Origin of the sequence: Streptomyces sp. CB01373 (assembly GCF_002803075.1) — a bacterium.
In the GTDB taxonomy this organism is placed as follows: domain Bacteria; phylum Actinomycetota; class Actinomycetes; order Streptomycetales; family Streptomycetaceae; genus Streptomyces.
On the sequence record NZ_NNBK01000008.1, the window covers coordinates 1 to 13,994 of the forward strand.

Sequence of the window (13,994 nt, forward strand, 5' to 3'; positions counted from 1 at the left end):
CGGCCTTGGCACAACCCACCCAACGACCAGAAACCACCAAAGTCACCGGTATTGGCCCTAGAGGGGGATAGCCTCGGGGCCGGGACCTCTTCGTAGCAACTGCGGTGTCGAAGCCCAGTCGCGCCAAGGGGGGGGGTTTCCCACCATGCCCGTTGCACGCCCCTGTCGCCCCTGCCGTTGCCCCGAACGGGCAAGCTGGCTGCCCGTGCCTGGCCTGCCGGTTTGAGCCACGGCCCTGATGACCGGTCCACCACGATGGTTCCTGACTGTCGTGGACTCACTGGTCGGATGCCGACCGACGGGGAGCGGGCGTGAGCGAGATCAGCGTGCTGGACGTGTGGCAGACAGTACGCTGAATCCAGCGGGATCGGGCCCGCAGCACAGTGTCCGGGAGGTGCTTCATGACGGCCGAGATGGTGGCCCCGGCGTGGATGCATGAGCAGATCACGGCGCAGGAGTACGAGTCCTGGTCCGAGGAGCAGTGCGCCGGTATCGAGATCGTGGACGGGATGGTCGTCGTGAGTCCGAGTGCGTCCAAGCGGCACAACCGGCTGGCCCGGATGCTGGCGAACGCCCTGGATGCCGCCGCGGGGCCGGACTGGAACGCGGACACGGACTTCGACGTCCGGCTCCAGGACGTCCCACTGACCAATCGTCGCCCGGACGTCGTGGTGTACCGCGCGGACACGATCGATGTCACGCCTACCCGGCCCGAGCACGTGCTGCTGGTGGCGGAGGTGGTGTCACCGGGCTCGGAGACCACTGACCGGATCGTGAAGGTCGACCAGTACGCCAAGGCAGGCATAGGCTTCTACTGGCGGATCGAGCAGGCCGCGACGGGCGTTCCTCTGGTGTACACGTACGTGCTTGACCCTGCGACAAAAACATACCGGGAGGGTGACGTGTTCACCGGCGTCGTCAAGGTCACGGCTCCATTCCCGGTGGAGATCGACCTCGGGCAGATCTGACCCACATGCTGCTCAGCGGCCCGCTGTGCGTGAGCGATGCGTGAGCGGACGGCGCCCGGTACAGGGCGGCATGAGCCGGATCAAGCGGCTGGCCGTGCACTGTCGACCAGGGAAAACAGCACCGCGCGGGAGCGGCCGCGCCCGGCATGCTGATGATCTAGGACGGGATCAGACCCATTCCGTACCCATCCTCGCCGTCGGTAGGCATCGTCAGCGAGAGGAACGCCATGCCGGAGCAGACCAACGCCGCGCCCGAGGGCTACACCACGGTTGCACCCTGGGTCGTCACCGACGACACGGGGGCCTTCCTCGACTTTGTCGCCCAGGCGTTCGACGGAGAGGAGCTCGGGCGGGTGGCGACCGAGGACGGCTTGACCGGGCACGGTGAGATCCGCGTGGGCGACACCGTCGTGTTGGCCTTCGACCGGCGCGCGGACTGGCCCGCCACGCCAAGCCTGCTCCGTGTGTTCGTCACCGACGCGGACCAGGCGTTCGCACGGGCCATCGCGGCCGGCGGGCAGGTCGTCACCGCGCTGGCGGACAACGCCTTCGGACAGCGCGGCGGGCGCGCCATCCACCCCGGGAGCGATCCGCCGGTAGCAGTGAGCCACCGCCGCTGTCCGGTAGGAACGCGCCGCCTCGGCATGCGCCTGTGACCATCCGGCTTCCTGCCGACGGCTTGGAGCCGACCCGCTCCCCGCAGGGCGCCCGTCCAGGTCAGGCAGTGCGCCCCGCAAGCGGGGCGTCCGCCGTGGCCGTCTCCATGAGCCGTTCGGCCTCCGCCTCCGTGGCGGCGGGTGGCACGACGAGCAGGTCCCAGCGACCGTACCCGGGAGCGAGCAGGCAGATGGTGTGTTCGGCTCGCGGCAAGTCCGTCCGGCGCAGGTGCACCCCCTGGTCCTCGATGCGCGTCCCGTCCCCGGAGAGCGACCACATCGCCCCGTTCACGAGAACGCTGCTGATCTGCCCCCAGCGGTGCGGCAGCCGGGCGAGCAGTCCGGGGAGCTCGGCGGTCAGGTCGTAGGACCTCGGCCACCAGGCCCCGTCGATACGCCGGGCCGAACCGTCCTGGAAGGACTGCTCACTCAGCCGGAGCCGGGCGGAAGGCGGGTGAAGCGAAAGGGTGGTGGTCATGGGGACTCCTGGGGCGGTAGGGGTGGGGGACTCGCCACGGTCGGGGGTTCGGCGGGCGACGGCCCGCCCGGCGGCCACACGCATGACGCCGTCTCGCCCGGATGTGTCCGGTCGACCGGCGGCCTGCTGGCCTCCAGCCAGGGGCGGAGCGGGCCGGCGCCCCGCTCGGGGTCGAGCGTGAGGTGCAGACGCGTCCCTCTCCCCGACGAGAAGGCCGGGTAACTGCGTTGCTCGCCCCCGGCGAACAGCAGCCGGAGAGCGTCCGCGACGTGCCGGGCCGCTTCGGCGTCCGTGGAGACGATGCGGACCTCGACCCTGCCCCCGGCGGGAGGGGGATCCGGGACGTCCAAGGTCAGGGATGAGTACGGTGAGCGCAGGGATTCGGTGGTCATCGGGCGGAACCTGTCCCGGGCTGGAAACAACCCGTGAGGTGTCGCGCGACCCCTACCGAGCCGCGCGCCGAGGACGAGACCAGCCCTGTCACCGGTGTACGAAGTACCCCCGACCCTCCCCACCGTACTCCTGGCACCCTCGACGCAGCCGCTTCCCGTCGCAGGCGACGTAGGGTTGACGTACCGAGGGCACCACGCACTCCGGCCGCCGCGCCGGGTCGTCCTCGGCGAGAGACGAACCCGGGCCGCCCCAGTGGTCGGCGCGGAGACGGGTCGGCATCATGTCCGCCGCGGTCGAAGCAACTCCACGCAAGCTCATCATGGCTGGGGCCGCGCTGAGCACCCGCGCCGGCCCACGCCCCGGCCGAGGGGAAGCGTGATGGCCTTTTCCCGGCTGGACATCCGTCGGCGGAACCGAGGGGAGCGGACGCTCGTCACGCTCGCCGGTGACATCGGACCGGCCACGACGCCGCTGCTGCGGGCCGCATTGGAGCAGTGTCTGCTGGACGGTGTCGCCGTGATCGACATCGACCTGACCACGGTCGGCTCCTGCGACGCCAGGGGCTTGGACATCCTCCTGTCGGCGTCACGGCGCGCCGGCCGGGTTCACGCCTCCCTACGGCTGCACCACCCGTGCGCGCAGATCACCCAGCTCCTCGCTGTCACCGGATCCGCTTCGCTGCTCCTTGCGGCTCCTGTGAGCCCCGTGCCGCCCGCCGCACCCGGCGACCTCATGAGTACCGCGGCGCGGGCGCCCGAGGACCCCGCTCGTCGGCCGGATCTGCCGGTCCTCAAGGACGCGATCCGCCTTCGCCGGCTGACCCGCTGGCAGGCCGAAGACATGCACGAGGACATCGCGGACCTGGCCGCGGAGTCTGTCGCCGGCACCCCCGGCGAGGCGTACCACGACCGTGGAGACTTCCTGCACCGCCTGGCGGTCACTGCCCACCGCCCCGGCTTCGCCCTGCTGGTCGCAGAGACGACGGTGCTGGTCGGTTGCGCCTTCGGTTTTCCGGTGGGCCCTGACGGCTCCGGCCGGCGGGGGTTCGACGGAACGCTCCAGGAGACCATCCAGCGGCTCACCTCCCGGGGGCGGTTCGTCGTCCTCACCCAGGTCGTGGCCCGTCCGCACGCTCAGCACCGCGATATCGCCCGCCGCCTGCAACAGCGTCTGCTCACAGACCTGCACTCCTCCCTCGGGGTCACCCTGCTGCATCCTGCCGACCAGGCAGGACAAGCCGCCTTCTCGTCCTGGGGCTGGCAGAACATGGGTGAGGTCGTCGGGCTGCCCGGCCCCGTCGCCCCCTGCCTGTTGAGCCTGCCTGTCGAAGGGCTGTCCCCGGCACGCCGGTGATGTGGCGGAGGGGCGATGAGCCGGCGTTCGTACCTGCCGCGGCGGTCACGCCACCCGTCGTCTGCCGTACGGACGTATCTCCGCGCGAGGACTGCGCGCCGCGCCGCCCACGACGGCCGGGAGTAACCTGGCAAATACCGAGAGCTTTTCGGGCGCACGACCACGGCGGCGCCGTTCCCGGCGAGTGACAGACGCGGGCAGCCGCAAGCAGCCCGGGACGGGATCGCACGATGGACGCCATCACCAAGCCCGCCGAAGGTCCGGCACCAGCTGAGGGACACACCTACCGGATGCCCTTGCCCCGGCTGCGCCTCACGCGGGACGCCGGCCACGGCCCGGTGGACGGAGCGTGGTGGCCGCGTTGCGCCGAACTGGAACTGGAGCTGCCCGCGCTGGTCGGCTCCCTGGATCCAAGCGTCGGCACCGTCATCCACGTCACCGTGGGCACCGCCGCCTGGCCCGATGCCCCGCAGAAGGTGATGGCGCCCGGGCATGTGATCGAGGTGGACCTGACCGACCTCGCCGCCGAGGCGCATGCCATCACCGTGGACTGCGGCACCGTGGGACGCTGGGAACTGCTGGTGATCCCCCCGGACGAGCCGGCCGGAGCCGCCACCCGGCTGTTGACCGCTGCCGCCGACCCCGGGAACCCACTGTCGGCTCCGCGCCTGCTGGCACTCGTCGAGAGCGGCCTCGACGGACAAGACACATGGGAGTCGGAAGGAGGGTCCGGACTCAGGTGAGAGGCCCGATCCGGACGGACCCGGGTGACGGGGCCGGTCCCGGGGCATCTACGACCCTTCGATGGAGCGATGACATCGGCAGACCCTGCGTCGTCCCAGCCCGCCGCCCTGACCGGCCCGGCCCGTGGCGGGTGAGTGGATGACGACCGGACGGCGGGCGGACCGCTCCGAGAGCTTCGGGGAAGCTCTGCTGGGCGAGGTCCTCGATCGCGCGCATGAACTGCCGCCCCATCTCATCGGGCCCTTGGTCGCCGACATGATGGAGCGGCTCGGGGGCCGCCGACCGCAGGTGCTGCTGCAGGACTACGGACAACTGCTGCTGATACCCCTGCCCGGCGACGGCCTCACGAAGGGCGAACCGCAGGTGATCGACGACTCCGAGGCGGGCCGCTGCTTTCTCGACGCTCACCCCGTCGAGCTGCCCGAGGGCGACGGCGTGCGGGTCCACCTGCCGCTGCTGGACGGCGGCGACCAGGTCGGGGTCATGGCAGTCACGTTGGACAGCGTCGACGACCACGACCGCCGCATACTGCGCAGGATCGCCGGCCTGGTGGCCGACCTACTGGTGACCAAGCACGGCTACTCCGACCTCTTCTTCGGTGTCCGACGCCGTGAACCGATGAGCGTCGCCGCGGAGATCCAGTGGTCCCTGCTGCCGCCACTGGCGATGCTCATGCCTCGGGTCGCCGTGGCCGGGATCCTGGAACCCGCCTATGACGTGGCGGGGGACAGCTTCGACTACGCCCTCAACGGAGACGTCCTCCACGTGGCCATGATCGACGCGATGGGCCACGGCCTGGACGCGGCCACGATGGCCACCGTGGCCATCGGTGCCTACCGCCACGCCCGCCGCGCCGGCACCGGGCTGCCGGAGATCTATGACTTCATGGACCGCGCTGTGGCGGACCAGTTCGGCCCCGAGCACTTCGTCACCGCGCAGATGCTGCAGTTGGACACCACGACGGGACATCTTCAGTGGGTCAACGCCGGGCACCCGTCACCGATGCTCGTCCGTGATCATCGTGTAGCCCTCCGGCTGACCGGTCCGACGACCCTCCCTGTCGGCTTCGGCGGTCCGGAGCCGCAGATCTGCGAGATGAAGCTGGAGTCTGGGGACCGCCTCCTCTGCTTCACCGACGGACTGATCGAGGAACACGCCATGGGTGAAGAGCAGTTCGGAGAGAGCCAGCTGATCGACTGGGTGAACCAGTTGGAGAGAACCGGCCGCGGGATCCGGACAGTGGCGCGCTCCTTGTCCCACACGCTCAAGCGGGCGCGGGGCGGACACACCACGGACGACGCGACGCTGCTCCTGGTGGAGTGGCGCGGCTGACCTCACTGGTGTCGTCCGGTGCTGCCTCCGGCTCGCTCGTCACTCCGGCGGCACCTGCCCGCTTCCGGTGTCGATGAGAATCTGTTCCGCCTGGGTGACGTTGTCGGCCCGGACGGCCTGAGCCATCGCGGCGCGGGCGGCCTCGGGTGCCGTGTCCGGCGGAACCACCAGCAGCGAGAAGATGTCCTGATCGCCGCGAGTGATCAGGACGGTGTCGTCGCCCACCGGAAAGGAGTCGATGTGCACCACCCGGTCCTCGACGACGATCCGCGTCGGGAGCCCTTCCCAGGCCGCGGCGTCCAGCCCGACGCGCGTGACGGGGCCGAGGTGGCCGGTCAGGGCGCTCAGCAGCGCGGGCAGCTCGGCACCGATGTCGCGCGACCGCGGCCACCACGCACCATCGAGGACGCCTTCGCGTGCCTCCGTGGTCTCCAGCCGGAGCAACGCACACCCCGGCCGCACGGCCTCGTGAACGCCACTGGGCAGATTCCGGGAAACAGGCCGTGCATCGGAGCCGGTCATGAGGATCACCCGTCTTCTGGAATCGGTGCGATCACGGGACTCGCCTCGTCGTTTCCACGCTACTCCTCGCGCCACGGGCGTCGATGTTTCCCGAATCGCCCTGTCCCGGGCAGCCGACCCCAGCCAGAACGGATTCGGCACACACGAGGCCGGGAAATCCCGTGAACACACGAGAACCACGGAGGGGTGTTTTCCGAGACCAGACACCATTCGACTGCTGTTTCCGCAGGTCACAGCCCTGTCCGGGGAAAACTCCTAAAGCGGGTGTCGCAGGTTCGAATCCTGCCGGGGGCACCAGGCAAAGCGGCCCGGACCGATCATGGTCCGGGCCGTTTTGACGGCAGGCTGCCCAGACCGCCCTCCGAGGCCGCTCGGCAGCGCCCGTATCAGGTTCCGTCTCAAGCACCGCGGTTTCATGGCCGTCCACGGCGATCCGACGGCCTTGACCTGCAAGTGGTAGCCCTGGCTTGTACCCAGGTGGCCGACTCGGGCTCCTCAGCTGGGCGTAAGGCACCCTGCTCAGCCGGCTCACCATGCGCCTTCGCTTGCAGTGAGTGGAGGTCCTCAGACGGTCGCCTTGGCGATGATGCGTTCCATCTCCCCTTGGCCGAAGGCCCGCAGAGTCGTGGAACGGATGTTGCCCACCCCGCCGAGATGCAGGAGTGCTGCGGTAGCAGTTTCGTCGTCGGGTGCCTCGACGACGGCCACGAGGTCGTACGGACCGACGGTCCAGTAGATGTTCAGGAGCTTCGCCCCGATCTTCTGTGCCGCTGCGCCGAAGGTCTCGGCGCGCTTCGCGGTGTCCTTGAAGTCCCGGACCCCTTGATCGGTCCAGTTCATCAGCGTGATGTACGTCGGCATGCTCTCCCACCTTCACGAGGAAACACATCGCGAGGTCAATCCTGGACATCGGGCCTGACACCTGCACCGGATACGCACCCGAACGAGCGATACGAGCACCTACAGGCGGTTGATCACGGTGGTTGGATCCAGGAGAGGCGCTCGCACAACGGCCACGCCCACCCGCGGTGTGACACTTGACTGCTCCTGAGGTCCGGCCCCCAGCTACCCCGCTCCACCGTTCGTCGGAGTGCGTGTCGGGGGCAGGCTGACATCCACGCCGGACCTCAACGACAGCGGATGTCACCGGATCGCCGCGGAGTAGGTGCGGCCACACAGCCGTAGCGATCCTGGGCCGCAAACAGTCGTCGGATCGAACTCCTGAAGCGGGTGTCGCGGGTCCGAATCCTGCCGGGGGCACAGAGAAAAGGGCCAGCTCGGGAGGGTTTTCCTCCCAGGCTGGCCCTTCGTCGTGTTCGAGGCTGTGCCACGGGTGTGCCGCTTGTGCCATCCGGATGCCACGTCCCCTGGCCGGAGGCCCCTCCCCCGTCCTCGTGGATCATGGCTTCGAGCCGATGGCGACGGCCTGACTCAAGTACTGGTCATGTGCTGCGGATCAGCGCCGCGCGGAAGGCCAGGGTGCGGATTGAGCGGGGAAACCGGCAGGAGTCTCGGCAGGGGCCACACGTACTGCGCTGTGGCGCGGATGCCATGGGCCGTGGCTCGGCGCCGCGGGCCGTACCGGCGGTGCGGCGCTCGGGGGGTCAGCGGGCTGGTTCACCGCGCCCGGGGCCTGCGCGAGTCCGGTGGCCCACAGCTGGTCGACACGCGAGCGCTCGGTGGCGTTCGGGTAGCGGTTGGTGCAGGATGTGCCGGCGTAGCCGCCCGACATCAGCTCACTGCACGGCCCGCTGTAGTCGTCCGGCAGGCCCAGTATGTGCCCGGTCTCGTGGGTGACGACGCGGACCGAGTCGTACTGCTGGTTCTGGTTGTAGTCGAGGAAGACGTAGCCACTTCCGTGGCCGTTGGTGGAGGCGTAGGACCCGCGCGAGTCGTTGCCCTCGTAGTAGGAGAAGTCGGCACCGCTCGACGCCTCCTGGAGCTTGACGTTGGACTCGGAGCTGTTCCAGATCGAGGCCGCGCTCGATATCTGCGAACGGAAGCTCGGTGCGTGGGAGGCGTTGTAGTAGACAGTCACCGCCTGCGCGTTCGGCTGGGCGGCACGCTTCTCGGCGACGGACTTGAGCACCGCCTCGAAGAACGCCTTGTTGTTCGCGGCCTCCTCACCCGACCCGGCGTACCGTGCCACGGAGGTACCGGCGGCAGCGGACGGGGTGGCGGCCGGCTGGGCGCTCGCCGGCACGGCCGCCATCAGCGTGCTCGAGGCCAGACCCAGGCCGAGAGCGAGGGCGAGGAGTCTCGCGGACGTTCGGGACGACTTCATGTGGGGGGCTCCTACTCACTCGGTGACGCCGAGCGCCCGGTGCGCGGTCGACCATGCGTGAACACCGGTTCCGAACTGCGGCGACGTCCTGTGGGTCGACATTCTTAGAACGGCTCCACAGGGAGCGCAAAGGGCCCCGCCACTACGTCGCCTCGTAGGTCCCGGGACCTCGCCAGGGCAGTGCACGGGCCTCCGGTTCCGCACATGGCGGCGGGAGGGGAAGCTGTCGCATCGTCAGAAGCCTTACGGGACGGGGCAGCGGGCGTGCGGACCGACCGAGTGGAATTCCGGGAAGCATGACGGAATACAAATACGGACCAAGACGGACAAAACCACAGATGCCCGTCATGCCACGACTACTAAGTACGCCGGTTGATTGGTGGAGCGCTGTGACCGACGTCATAGAACATGGGCTTCCGTGGCTTTCGCGCCCCATGGACCCCGGGGCCTGCAGGGAGTCACCCTCGGCGCTGGGCGGCATCCCTCACCGCTGAGCCGCCGCCACTCAGCAAGTGCACATGCGGGCCTTCTCCCTGCTGCCTTCCGGACGTGGTGGCACGGATCGCCTGGTTCAGCGAGGCGCGTACGCCACACGCTCGAAGGGCCACTCACGGGACAGCCAGTCGCTGACGACGCGGTAGAGCTCAGCGTCGAGGGAAGCGTTATCCGCCCGGACCCAGGAGCGGACGTCAGTGACACCGGGGTCTTGGGGTGAGCCGTATATGTAGACACAGCCGATGACGTCATCCCCAGGGACCGACAGGACGGTGTAGGTGAAGCCGACGCGCCGGTCGAAGTCCTCCGCGTGCCGGCGCAGGTCGTCGAGGTTGGCCTCCAGGGACATGCCCACCGGAGGCGGCCAGGAGCGGCCGGCGAAGTCGGGGTTGGCTCGGATGTGGGCGATGCTGGAGGTCCAGGCGGCGTGATCGGCAGCATTGTGCTGAGGACCGAGGGGCTCCAGGCGGAAGCGGTCGGTGGCAGGCGGGTGCGGTACGGCGAAATCGGGAGCCACGAGGAACTGGTCAGGTGAAGTCACCGCGGGAGGTTACCCCCGGGCCCCTGCCGATCTCTCGCGAATATCGGGAGACAGCGCCGATAGCCGTCGTGATGAACCCCGACACCAGCGACTCCGGGCAGGCGTGTACCCACGAATGCTGATCCGGTCGTCACGGAAAAGGGCGACGGCATCAGAACCAGCCCGCGATCCAACTCCTGAGGCGGTGGCCGACGGAGCCTCTTCCCTCCTCGCGGGCTGACGGGGCCGTTCGCACTGGCTCCGGCGCCACCGGCCGGTCTGCGGGGGAGCCGGCAGGCTTCGGTTCGTACGGGCAGAGCGGCGCGTGAAGGCCTTTCTGCGGTTGCGAGGTGCCGCGGACCAGAGTGCAGCGGTGGTGGCGGTCGGGGCGGACGCGGGAGGTACGCCACCCCGTATGCGACGTGGAGGCGAGGGCATGGTCGACGCCGCCTGCCAGGGCTTCTGCGGTATCCGCGAAGAACCAGCCCGTTGCATACACGCTGTCCAGGCTGAGCCACTCCATGCGAATGACCGGTCTGCTCAGGACAGTCTCGAACCAGGTGGCGCACTGCTCGGCGAGCTGTTCTGCCGTCCCGCTCGCGTGGAAGAACCCGTCCTCGGGTGTCTCGTGGAGGTTGAAGAGCTGGTCGCGGACCTTGCCGGCACGCATATGGGTGCCGTGGAAGTGCACCGCCCATTCGCCGAGTGTCAGGCGCCGCTCGCTGTCGCTGAGAGAGATGTGGACCAGCAGCGATGAGTCGTCTTCGGGGCGGTCGACGCTGCTGTGTGCCGGCGGCACGCGCCATGAAGCGGCTCGGGCCCGCAGGGTCGCGATGAAAGCCAGCTCGCCCGCATCGAAGTCCCAGGGCTCCTCGCCGTCCTCCTGAGGGTCTTCAACTACGAACCAGGGGCTGCTGTCCACGCGCCGACTCTAGAACTCCGCCACCGTCCGTTCGCCGAGGGGTACATGTCCGCGGACATCACCGCAGGAAACAGCAGGCCCCGATGTTCGGCCAGGAGAGCGGGTGTCGCAGGTTCGCATCCTGTCGGGGGCAGAGAGGGAAGGGCCGGCTCGGGAGGGGGTTCCTTCCGGGCCGGCCCTTCGTCGTGTTCGGGGTCGGGCCACACGTGGGCCACTGGAGTCCGCGCCAATTCACATGGCCGCCCCGGCGGAACGGGGCGTCAGGTCAGCGGTCGTACTCGGTGCTCTCCCCGCTGGTGAAGCAGGTTCCCGGGTCAGTTGTCGTCGGCGGACGTTCCTTGAGGATCCGTCGGGCTCGTACCTCTCCCCAACTGGTCTCGTACCAGGACGCCGTTGCCGGGCCGAGTCCCTTTGCCAGGGGACCGAGGACGCAGGACCGCATGGGCTCTCTCAGCCTGTCCAGAGCCGGGACCGCGTCCGCCGAGAGGCCACGCGCGTAGTCCAGGTCGAAGTTGTGGGTCTTCTCGTACCGCCGCACGTTGTTCTCGGCGATCAGCCCGTCGGGAGAGGCCAGGCCGAAGGCGAGGGCCACGGCAGCGGCCGACGCGGCGACGGCGCGGGGCAGCCAGCGTGCGCCCCAGACTCCGGCGGCCATGATCAGCAGGATGACCAGGCCGAGCCACAGCTCCACGGTCACGACGGAGATCCGCAGCCGCGTCAGCCCGTACGCCTCGACGTACATGCCCATGCGCCGTACCGCCGAGGCGACCACGACCAGGGTGAGTGCGCAGAGGGTGCCGAGGACTCCTCGCACCAGGTTCCGGTCACCGGGCCCGCCGCGCGGTGCCCAGCGCAGCGCGAAGACGATGACCAGGAGGGTGAGGAGCGTTGCGAACAGGAGTTGCCAGAAGCCCTGCCGCGCGTACTCGGAGTAGGTCTGGCCGGTCTTGTCCAGGACAGCCTTGTACCCGCCGAAGAGGACGGCGAGCTGGATGGCGTTGAAGACGGCGAACAGCACGCACAGCACGAGCAGGGGAAGCGCCCACTCAGCCCGGCCGCGGGCGCGGCCCGGGCTCGTCTTGAGGCTGTCCCACCGCAGAGGGGCGGCGGCGGTGTGAGCCGCCGCGAGGGCACCGAAGACCCCGAGGGCGAACAGCACCAGGCGCCAGGGGCCATCGCCGACGGACGTGTCCGGGACCATCCTGCTCAGCAGGTCGGCGAAGGCCGCGTCGGCCCCGGCGAACAGTGCGCCGAAGACGAGGAGGAGCACAGCCGTCACTGCGAGGGCGCGCAGCGCGGAGCCCAGACTGCCGGATGCGTTGCCGGCACGGGTGCGCACTCCTCGCCAGCCCCAGCGTGCGCCCTTGGGCAGCGAGTCGAGCAGTCCCAACGGGCTGAGGACGACGCCGGACCAGGTCCGCGAGCCGTGGAGGGCGAGCGATGCGAGACCGATGGCGGTGGCCACGGCGAGGAGGGAAGGCCACTGGGCGGCGCGGACCGCCGGAACCAGCAGGAGGGCGAGTCCTCCGATGCCCCAGGCGAGCGTCCAGGGACGGGCTTGTACCCGGCCTGCCTGGCGCGCGGCGAAGTAGGCGGTGACCGCGGCGGGCAGGGCGACGAGGAACAGGTTGGCGCCCATACCGTCGTTGAGCAGCACCATGCTGAGCACACCGGTGGCGAGTGCCGCCCAGAGGACGTCGGTGTTCACGGTGGAGGGCGGTTCGCGGCGCAGGTCGGGTAACGAGGGTTTGTAGGGGTAGGCGCCCGCGTACAGAGGGCTGGGAGAAGTGGGCGGAAGGTACGGCGGGTGCCCGGCGCTGACGGCTTCGCCGGGCGGCGTGTCCGTCGCCGCGCGCGACCTGCCCTCCGGTGGTGTTCCCGCCCGCTGTGCTCCCCCCGTGTCCGCGGCCTCTCGCTCAGGTATTCGCCCCGACTGCCTGGACCGCTCGGGCGGTTCGGCGGGCACAGGTAATTTCTCTGTCATGGGACCCCCTCCCAACCGGCCCCGGAACGCCCGTACTTGGGCGCGTCGAGCGGGTACCGGTGTCGCTTGCGAAGCACGCCGCCATGATCGACAGGGCGGCGTGCCCGCAAGGGTAACGGGACCGGCGGGGACGTCCGCGCTCGCGCAGCTCCCGAAGGCATGGCGGATCCGGCCCGGGGCTCTCGCCGTGCTTCGTCCTCTCGGCGCAACCGGGGGGCAGGTTCGGAGAGTCGTACCCGCCGTGGCAGAAGAACGTGCAGAGCACAGCGTGATGTTGTCGCCCGCCGCCTCCACGGCAGTGGGCATCGGCGGTCTGACCATCGCCGCCGTGGCGAGTTGGAGCAGCCTCCTACTGGTCGTGCAGGGGCGGGTGATCCCCGGCTGGGTCGTGAGTGCAGTTGTTCTTGTCCTGTCGCTCGTTCTCCGACGGTCCCTCATGCGGATGGGTAGCACGGCGGGTGCTTCGCGGCTCCCGCAGAAGCGGGCCACGTGGGCGCGGCTGGGGAGCATTCTGCTGATCACCGCGGCAGTGCTCGGCACGGCAGGGGGAGCGGCCGGCGACCTGATCTTCATCGCGAAGTACCACGTGCTGCGCCCTGAGGGGCCGGGGGGCTGCACGGCCGTGGTGCGGGAGACGTCCTTTCTCATGATCGGCAATGGAGAGGCGTACGCGGTGGGTCGCACCGGCCTGGCCCTGGGCAAGTCGGGGTCGTGGACGGTCGACGACGGTTACCGGCCCGTCGACGCAGGTACGTACGAGTTGGTCTGGGGCCGGGACGGCGGTCTTCTGCGAATCAGCGGTACGAGCACCGATCCGGTCATCCGTGGAGGATCGGCCGACATCGACTGCGGATGGTGAGGCCGGTCACCTGGACCAAGGCTCGGACGCAAGGCTGCTCCGCCAACGTCACTACTGCGGAAGCTTTTTGGTGCGTCGGTGGATGACCGCCAGCCGTACGGAGTACGCCAGGCAGGCGACGGCCAGGACGGGCAGGACGACCACGGCCGGGTTCACCCAGCCCGGCACCATGTCGTAGCCCGCGTTGCATTTGTCGTGCAGCGGGAAAAACTGCGTTTCGTTGAGATGCGCACTGCGGTAGGCCTCGTCGTAGGTCTGGCCGGCGGAGTGGCAAGCCTCCGCCGGGTCCAGCGACGTTCCGGCCATAGCACCGACGAGCCAGGAGGCCACGGTCCCCAGCAGGAGCAGCACAGCGGTCCCGGCGAACCAGCCGGCACTGCGCCGCCACCGGCCGCCGACCAGCAACCGGCCCCAGAGCCAGAGCCCCAGCCCGACCAACACCACGAACAGCAAAAGGAGTTGAAACAAACCCATGGGCTGACTC

Annotated in this window: 13 protein-coding genes and 2 pseudogenes; 6 read left to right on the forward strand and 9 right to left on the reverse strand. The window is 69.4% G+C overall.

The window, feature by feature from the left end; all coding sequences use genetic code 11:
• Positions 1-401 precede the first annotated feature (401 nt).
• Together CG719_RS13695 and CG719_RS13700 are read left to right on the forward strand one after the other, a co-directional pair.
• Positions 402-968 carry a Uma2 family endonuclease gene (locus CG719_RS13695; protein WP_100568884.1) on the forward strand — a complete coding sequence of 189 codons (567 nt, stop codon included), beginning with the start codon at positions 402-404 and terminating at the stop codon, positions 966-968.
• 227 nt (positions 969-1,195) lie between these two features.
• Positions 1,196-1,549 (forward strand): annotated as a pseudogene (locus CG719_RS13700) (VOC family protein); the annotation flags it as partial.
• Between the two features lie 136 nt (positions 1,550-1,685).
• Here the strand turns inward: CG719_RS13700 and CG719_RS13705 are convergent.
• The gene (locus CG719_RS13705) at positions 1,686-2,102 is read right to left on the reverse strand and encodes a DUF5994 family protein (RefSeq protein WP_100568885.1); all 417 of its coding nucleotides are present in this window, start codon (positions 2,100-2,102) and stop codon (positions 1,686-1,688) included.
• Positions 2,099-2,494 carry a hypothetical protein gene (locus CG719_RS13710; protein WP_324838202.1) on the reverse strand — a complete coding sequence of 132 codons (396 nt, stop codon included), beginning with the start codon at positions 2,492-2,494 and terminating at the stop codon, positions 2,099-2,101. The genes CG719_RS13705 and CG719_RS13710 overlap by 4 nt, the downstream gene beginning before the upstream one ends.
• A 379-nt stretch (positions 2,495-2,873) precedes the next feature.
• Between CG719_RS13710 and CG719_RS13715 the strand changes: the two genes are divergently transcribed.
• The 3 genes from CG719_RS13715 to CG719_RS13725 all read left to right on the forward strand — a co-directional run bounded on the left by CG719_RS13715 (position 2,874) and on the right by CG719_RS13725 (position 5,924).
• Positions 2,874-3,848, forward strand: coding sequence for an STAS domain-containing protein (locus CG719_RS13715; RefSeq protein ID WP_100568886.1), 975 nt, complete (start codon positions 2,874-2,876; stop codon positions 3,846-3,848).
• A gap of 230 nt (positions 3,849-4,078) precedes the next feature.
• Positions 4,079-4,591 (forward strand): DUF5994 family protein, encoded by a 513-nt coding sequence (locus CG719_RS13720; RefSeq protein ID WP_234375567.1) that lies wholly within the window; start codon positions 4,079-4,081, stop codon positions 4,589-4,591.
• 139 nt (positions 4,592-4,730) lie between these two features.
• On the forward strand, positions 4,731-5,924 hold the full coding sequence (locus CG719_RS13725) for a PP2C family protein-serine/threonine phosphatase (protein ID WP_100568887.1): 1,194 nt from the start codon (positions 4,731-4,733) through the stop codon (positions 5,922-5,924).
• A gap of 39 nt (positions 5,925-5,963) precedes the next feature.
• On the opposite strand, the gene CG719_RS13730 is transcribed toward CG719_RS13725, so the two are convergent.
• The 6 genes and pseudogenes from CG719_RS13730 to CG719_RS13760 form a co-directional block, all read right to left on the reverse strand.
• On the reverse strand, positions 5,964-6,446 hold the full coding sequence (locus CG719_RS13730; protein WP_234375568.1) for a DUF5994 family protein: 483 nt from the start codon (positions 6,444-6,446) through the stop codon (positions 5,964-5,966).
• A gap of 564 nt (positions 6,447-7,010) precedes the next feature.
• Entirely contained in the window at positions 7,011-7,307 is a 297-nt protein-coding gene (locus CG719_RS13735; protein ID WP_100568889.1) for a GYD domain-containing protein, read from the reverse strand.
• Between the two features lie 769 nt (positions 7,308-8,076).
• Positions 8,077-8,730, reverse strand: a pseudogene (snpA, locus tag CG719_RS13740) (snapalysin); the annotation flags it as partial.
• Positions 8,731-9,301: 571 nt separating this feature from the next.
• The gene (locus tag CG719_RS13745; RefSeq protein WP_100568891.1) at positions 9,302-9,766 is read right to left on the reverse strand and encodes a GNAT family N-acetyltransferase; all 465 of its coding nucleotides are present in this window, start codon (positions 9,764-9,766) and stop codon (positions 9,302-9,304) included.
• A gap of 151 nt (positions 9,767-9,917) precedes the next feature.
• Positions 9,918-10,667 (reverse strand): hypothetical protein, encoded by a 750-nt coding sequence (locus CG719_RS35805; RefSeq protein ID WP_199836634.1) that lies wholly within the window; start codon positions 10,665-10,667, stop codon positions 9,918-9,920.
• A 265-nt stretch (positions 10,668-10,932) separates the two neighbouring features.
• A complete protein-coding gene (locus tag CG719_RS13760) occupies positions 10,933-12,651 on the reverse strand; it encodes a DUF4153 domain-containing protein (protein WP_199836635.1) in 1,719 nt (572 codons plus the stop codon).
• A gap of 241 nt (positions 12,652-12,892) precedes the next feature.
• Between CG719_RS13760 and CG719_RS13765 the strand changes: the two genes are divergently transcribed.
• Positions 12,893-13,510: a hypothetical protein gene (locus CG719_RS13765; RefSeq protein ID WP_159024875.1), complete on the forward strand. Its 618-nt coding sequence runs from the start codon at positions 12,893-12,895 to the stop codon at positions 13,508-13,510.
• A gap of 51 nt (positions 13,511-13,561) precedes the next feature.
• Here CG719_RS13765 and CG719_RS13770 read toward each other — a convergent pair whose 3' ends face one another.
• Complete coding sequence (locus tag CG719_RS13770; protein ID WP_100568894.1) at positions 13,562-13,984, reverse strand: hypothetical protein; 423 nt, start codon at positions 13,982-13,984, stop codon at positions 13,562-13,564.
• Between the last annotated feature and the right edge of the window lie 10 nt (positions 13,985-13,994).

Excerpts from the sequence above, each read along its gene's own strand:
- CG719_RS13695 (WP_100568884.1), top strand. The coding sequence starts at position 402 with ATGACGGCCGAGATGGTGGCCCCGGCGTGGATGCATGAGCAGATCACG.
- CG719_RS13715 (WP_100568886.1), top strand. The coding sequence starts at position 2,874 with ATGGCCTTTTCCCGGCTGGACATCCGTCGGCGGAACCGAGGGGAGCGG.
- CG719_RS13705 (WP_100568885.1), bottom strand. The coding sequence starts at position 2,102 with ATGACCACCACCCTTTCGCTTCACCCGCCTTCCGCCCGGCTCCGGCTG.
- CG719_RS13720 (WP_234375567.1), top strand. The coding sequence starts at position 4,079 with ATGGACGCCATCACCAAGCCCGCCGAAGGTCCGGCACCAGCTGAGGGA.
- CG719_RS13770 (WP_100568894.1), bottom strand. The coding sequence starts at position 13,984 with ATGGGTTTGTTTCAACTCCTTTTGCTGTTCGTGGTGTTGGTCGGGCTG.
- CG719_RS13735 (WP_100568889.1), bottom strand. The coding sequence starts at position 7,307 with ATGCCGACGTACATCACGCTGATGAACTGGACCGATCAAGGGGTCCGG.
- CG719_RS13710 (WP_324838202.1), bottom strand. The coding sequence starts at position 2,494 with ATGACCACCGAATCCCTGCGCTCACCGTACTCATCCCTGACCTTGGAC.
- CG719_RS13730 (WP_234375568.1), bottom strand. The coding sequence starts at position 6,446 with ATGACCGGCTCCGATGCACGGCCTGTTTCCCGGAATCTGCCCAGTGGC.
- CG719_RS13725 (WP_100568887.1), top strand. The coding sequence starts at position 4,731 with ATGACGACCGGACGGCGGGCGGACCGCTCCGAGAGCTTCGGGGAAGCT.
- CG719_RS13760 (WP_199836635.1), bottom strand. The coding sequence starts at position 12,651 with ATGACAGAGAAATTACCTGTGCCCGCCGAACCGCCCGAGCGGTCCAGG.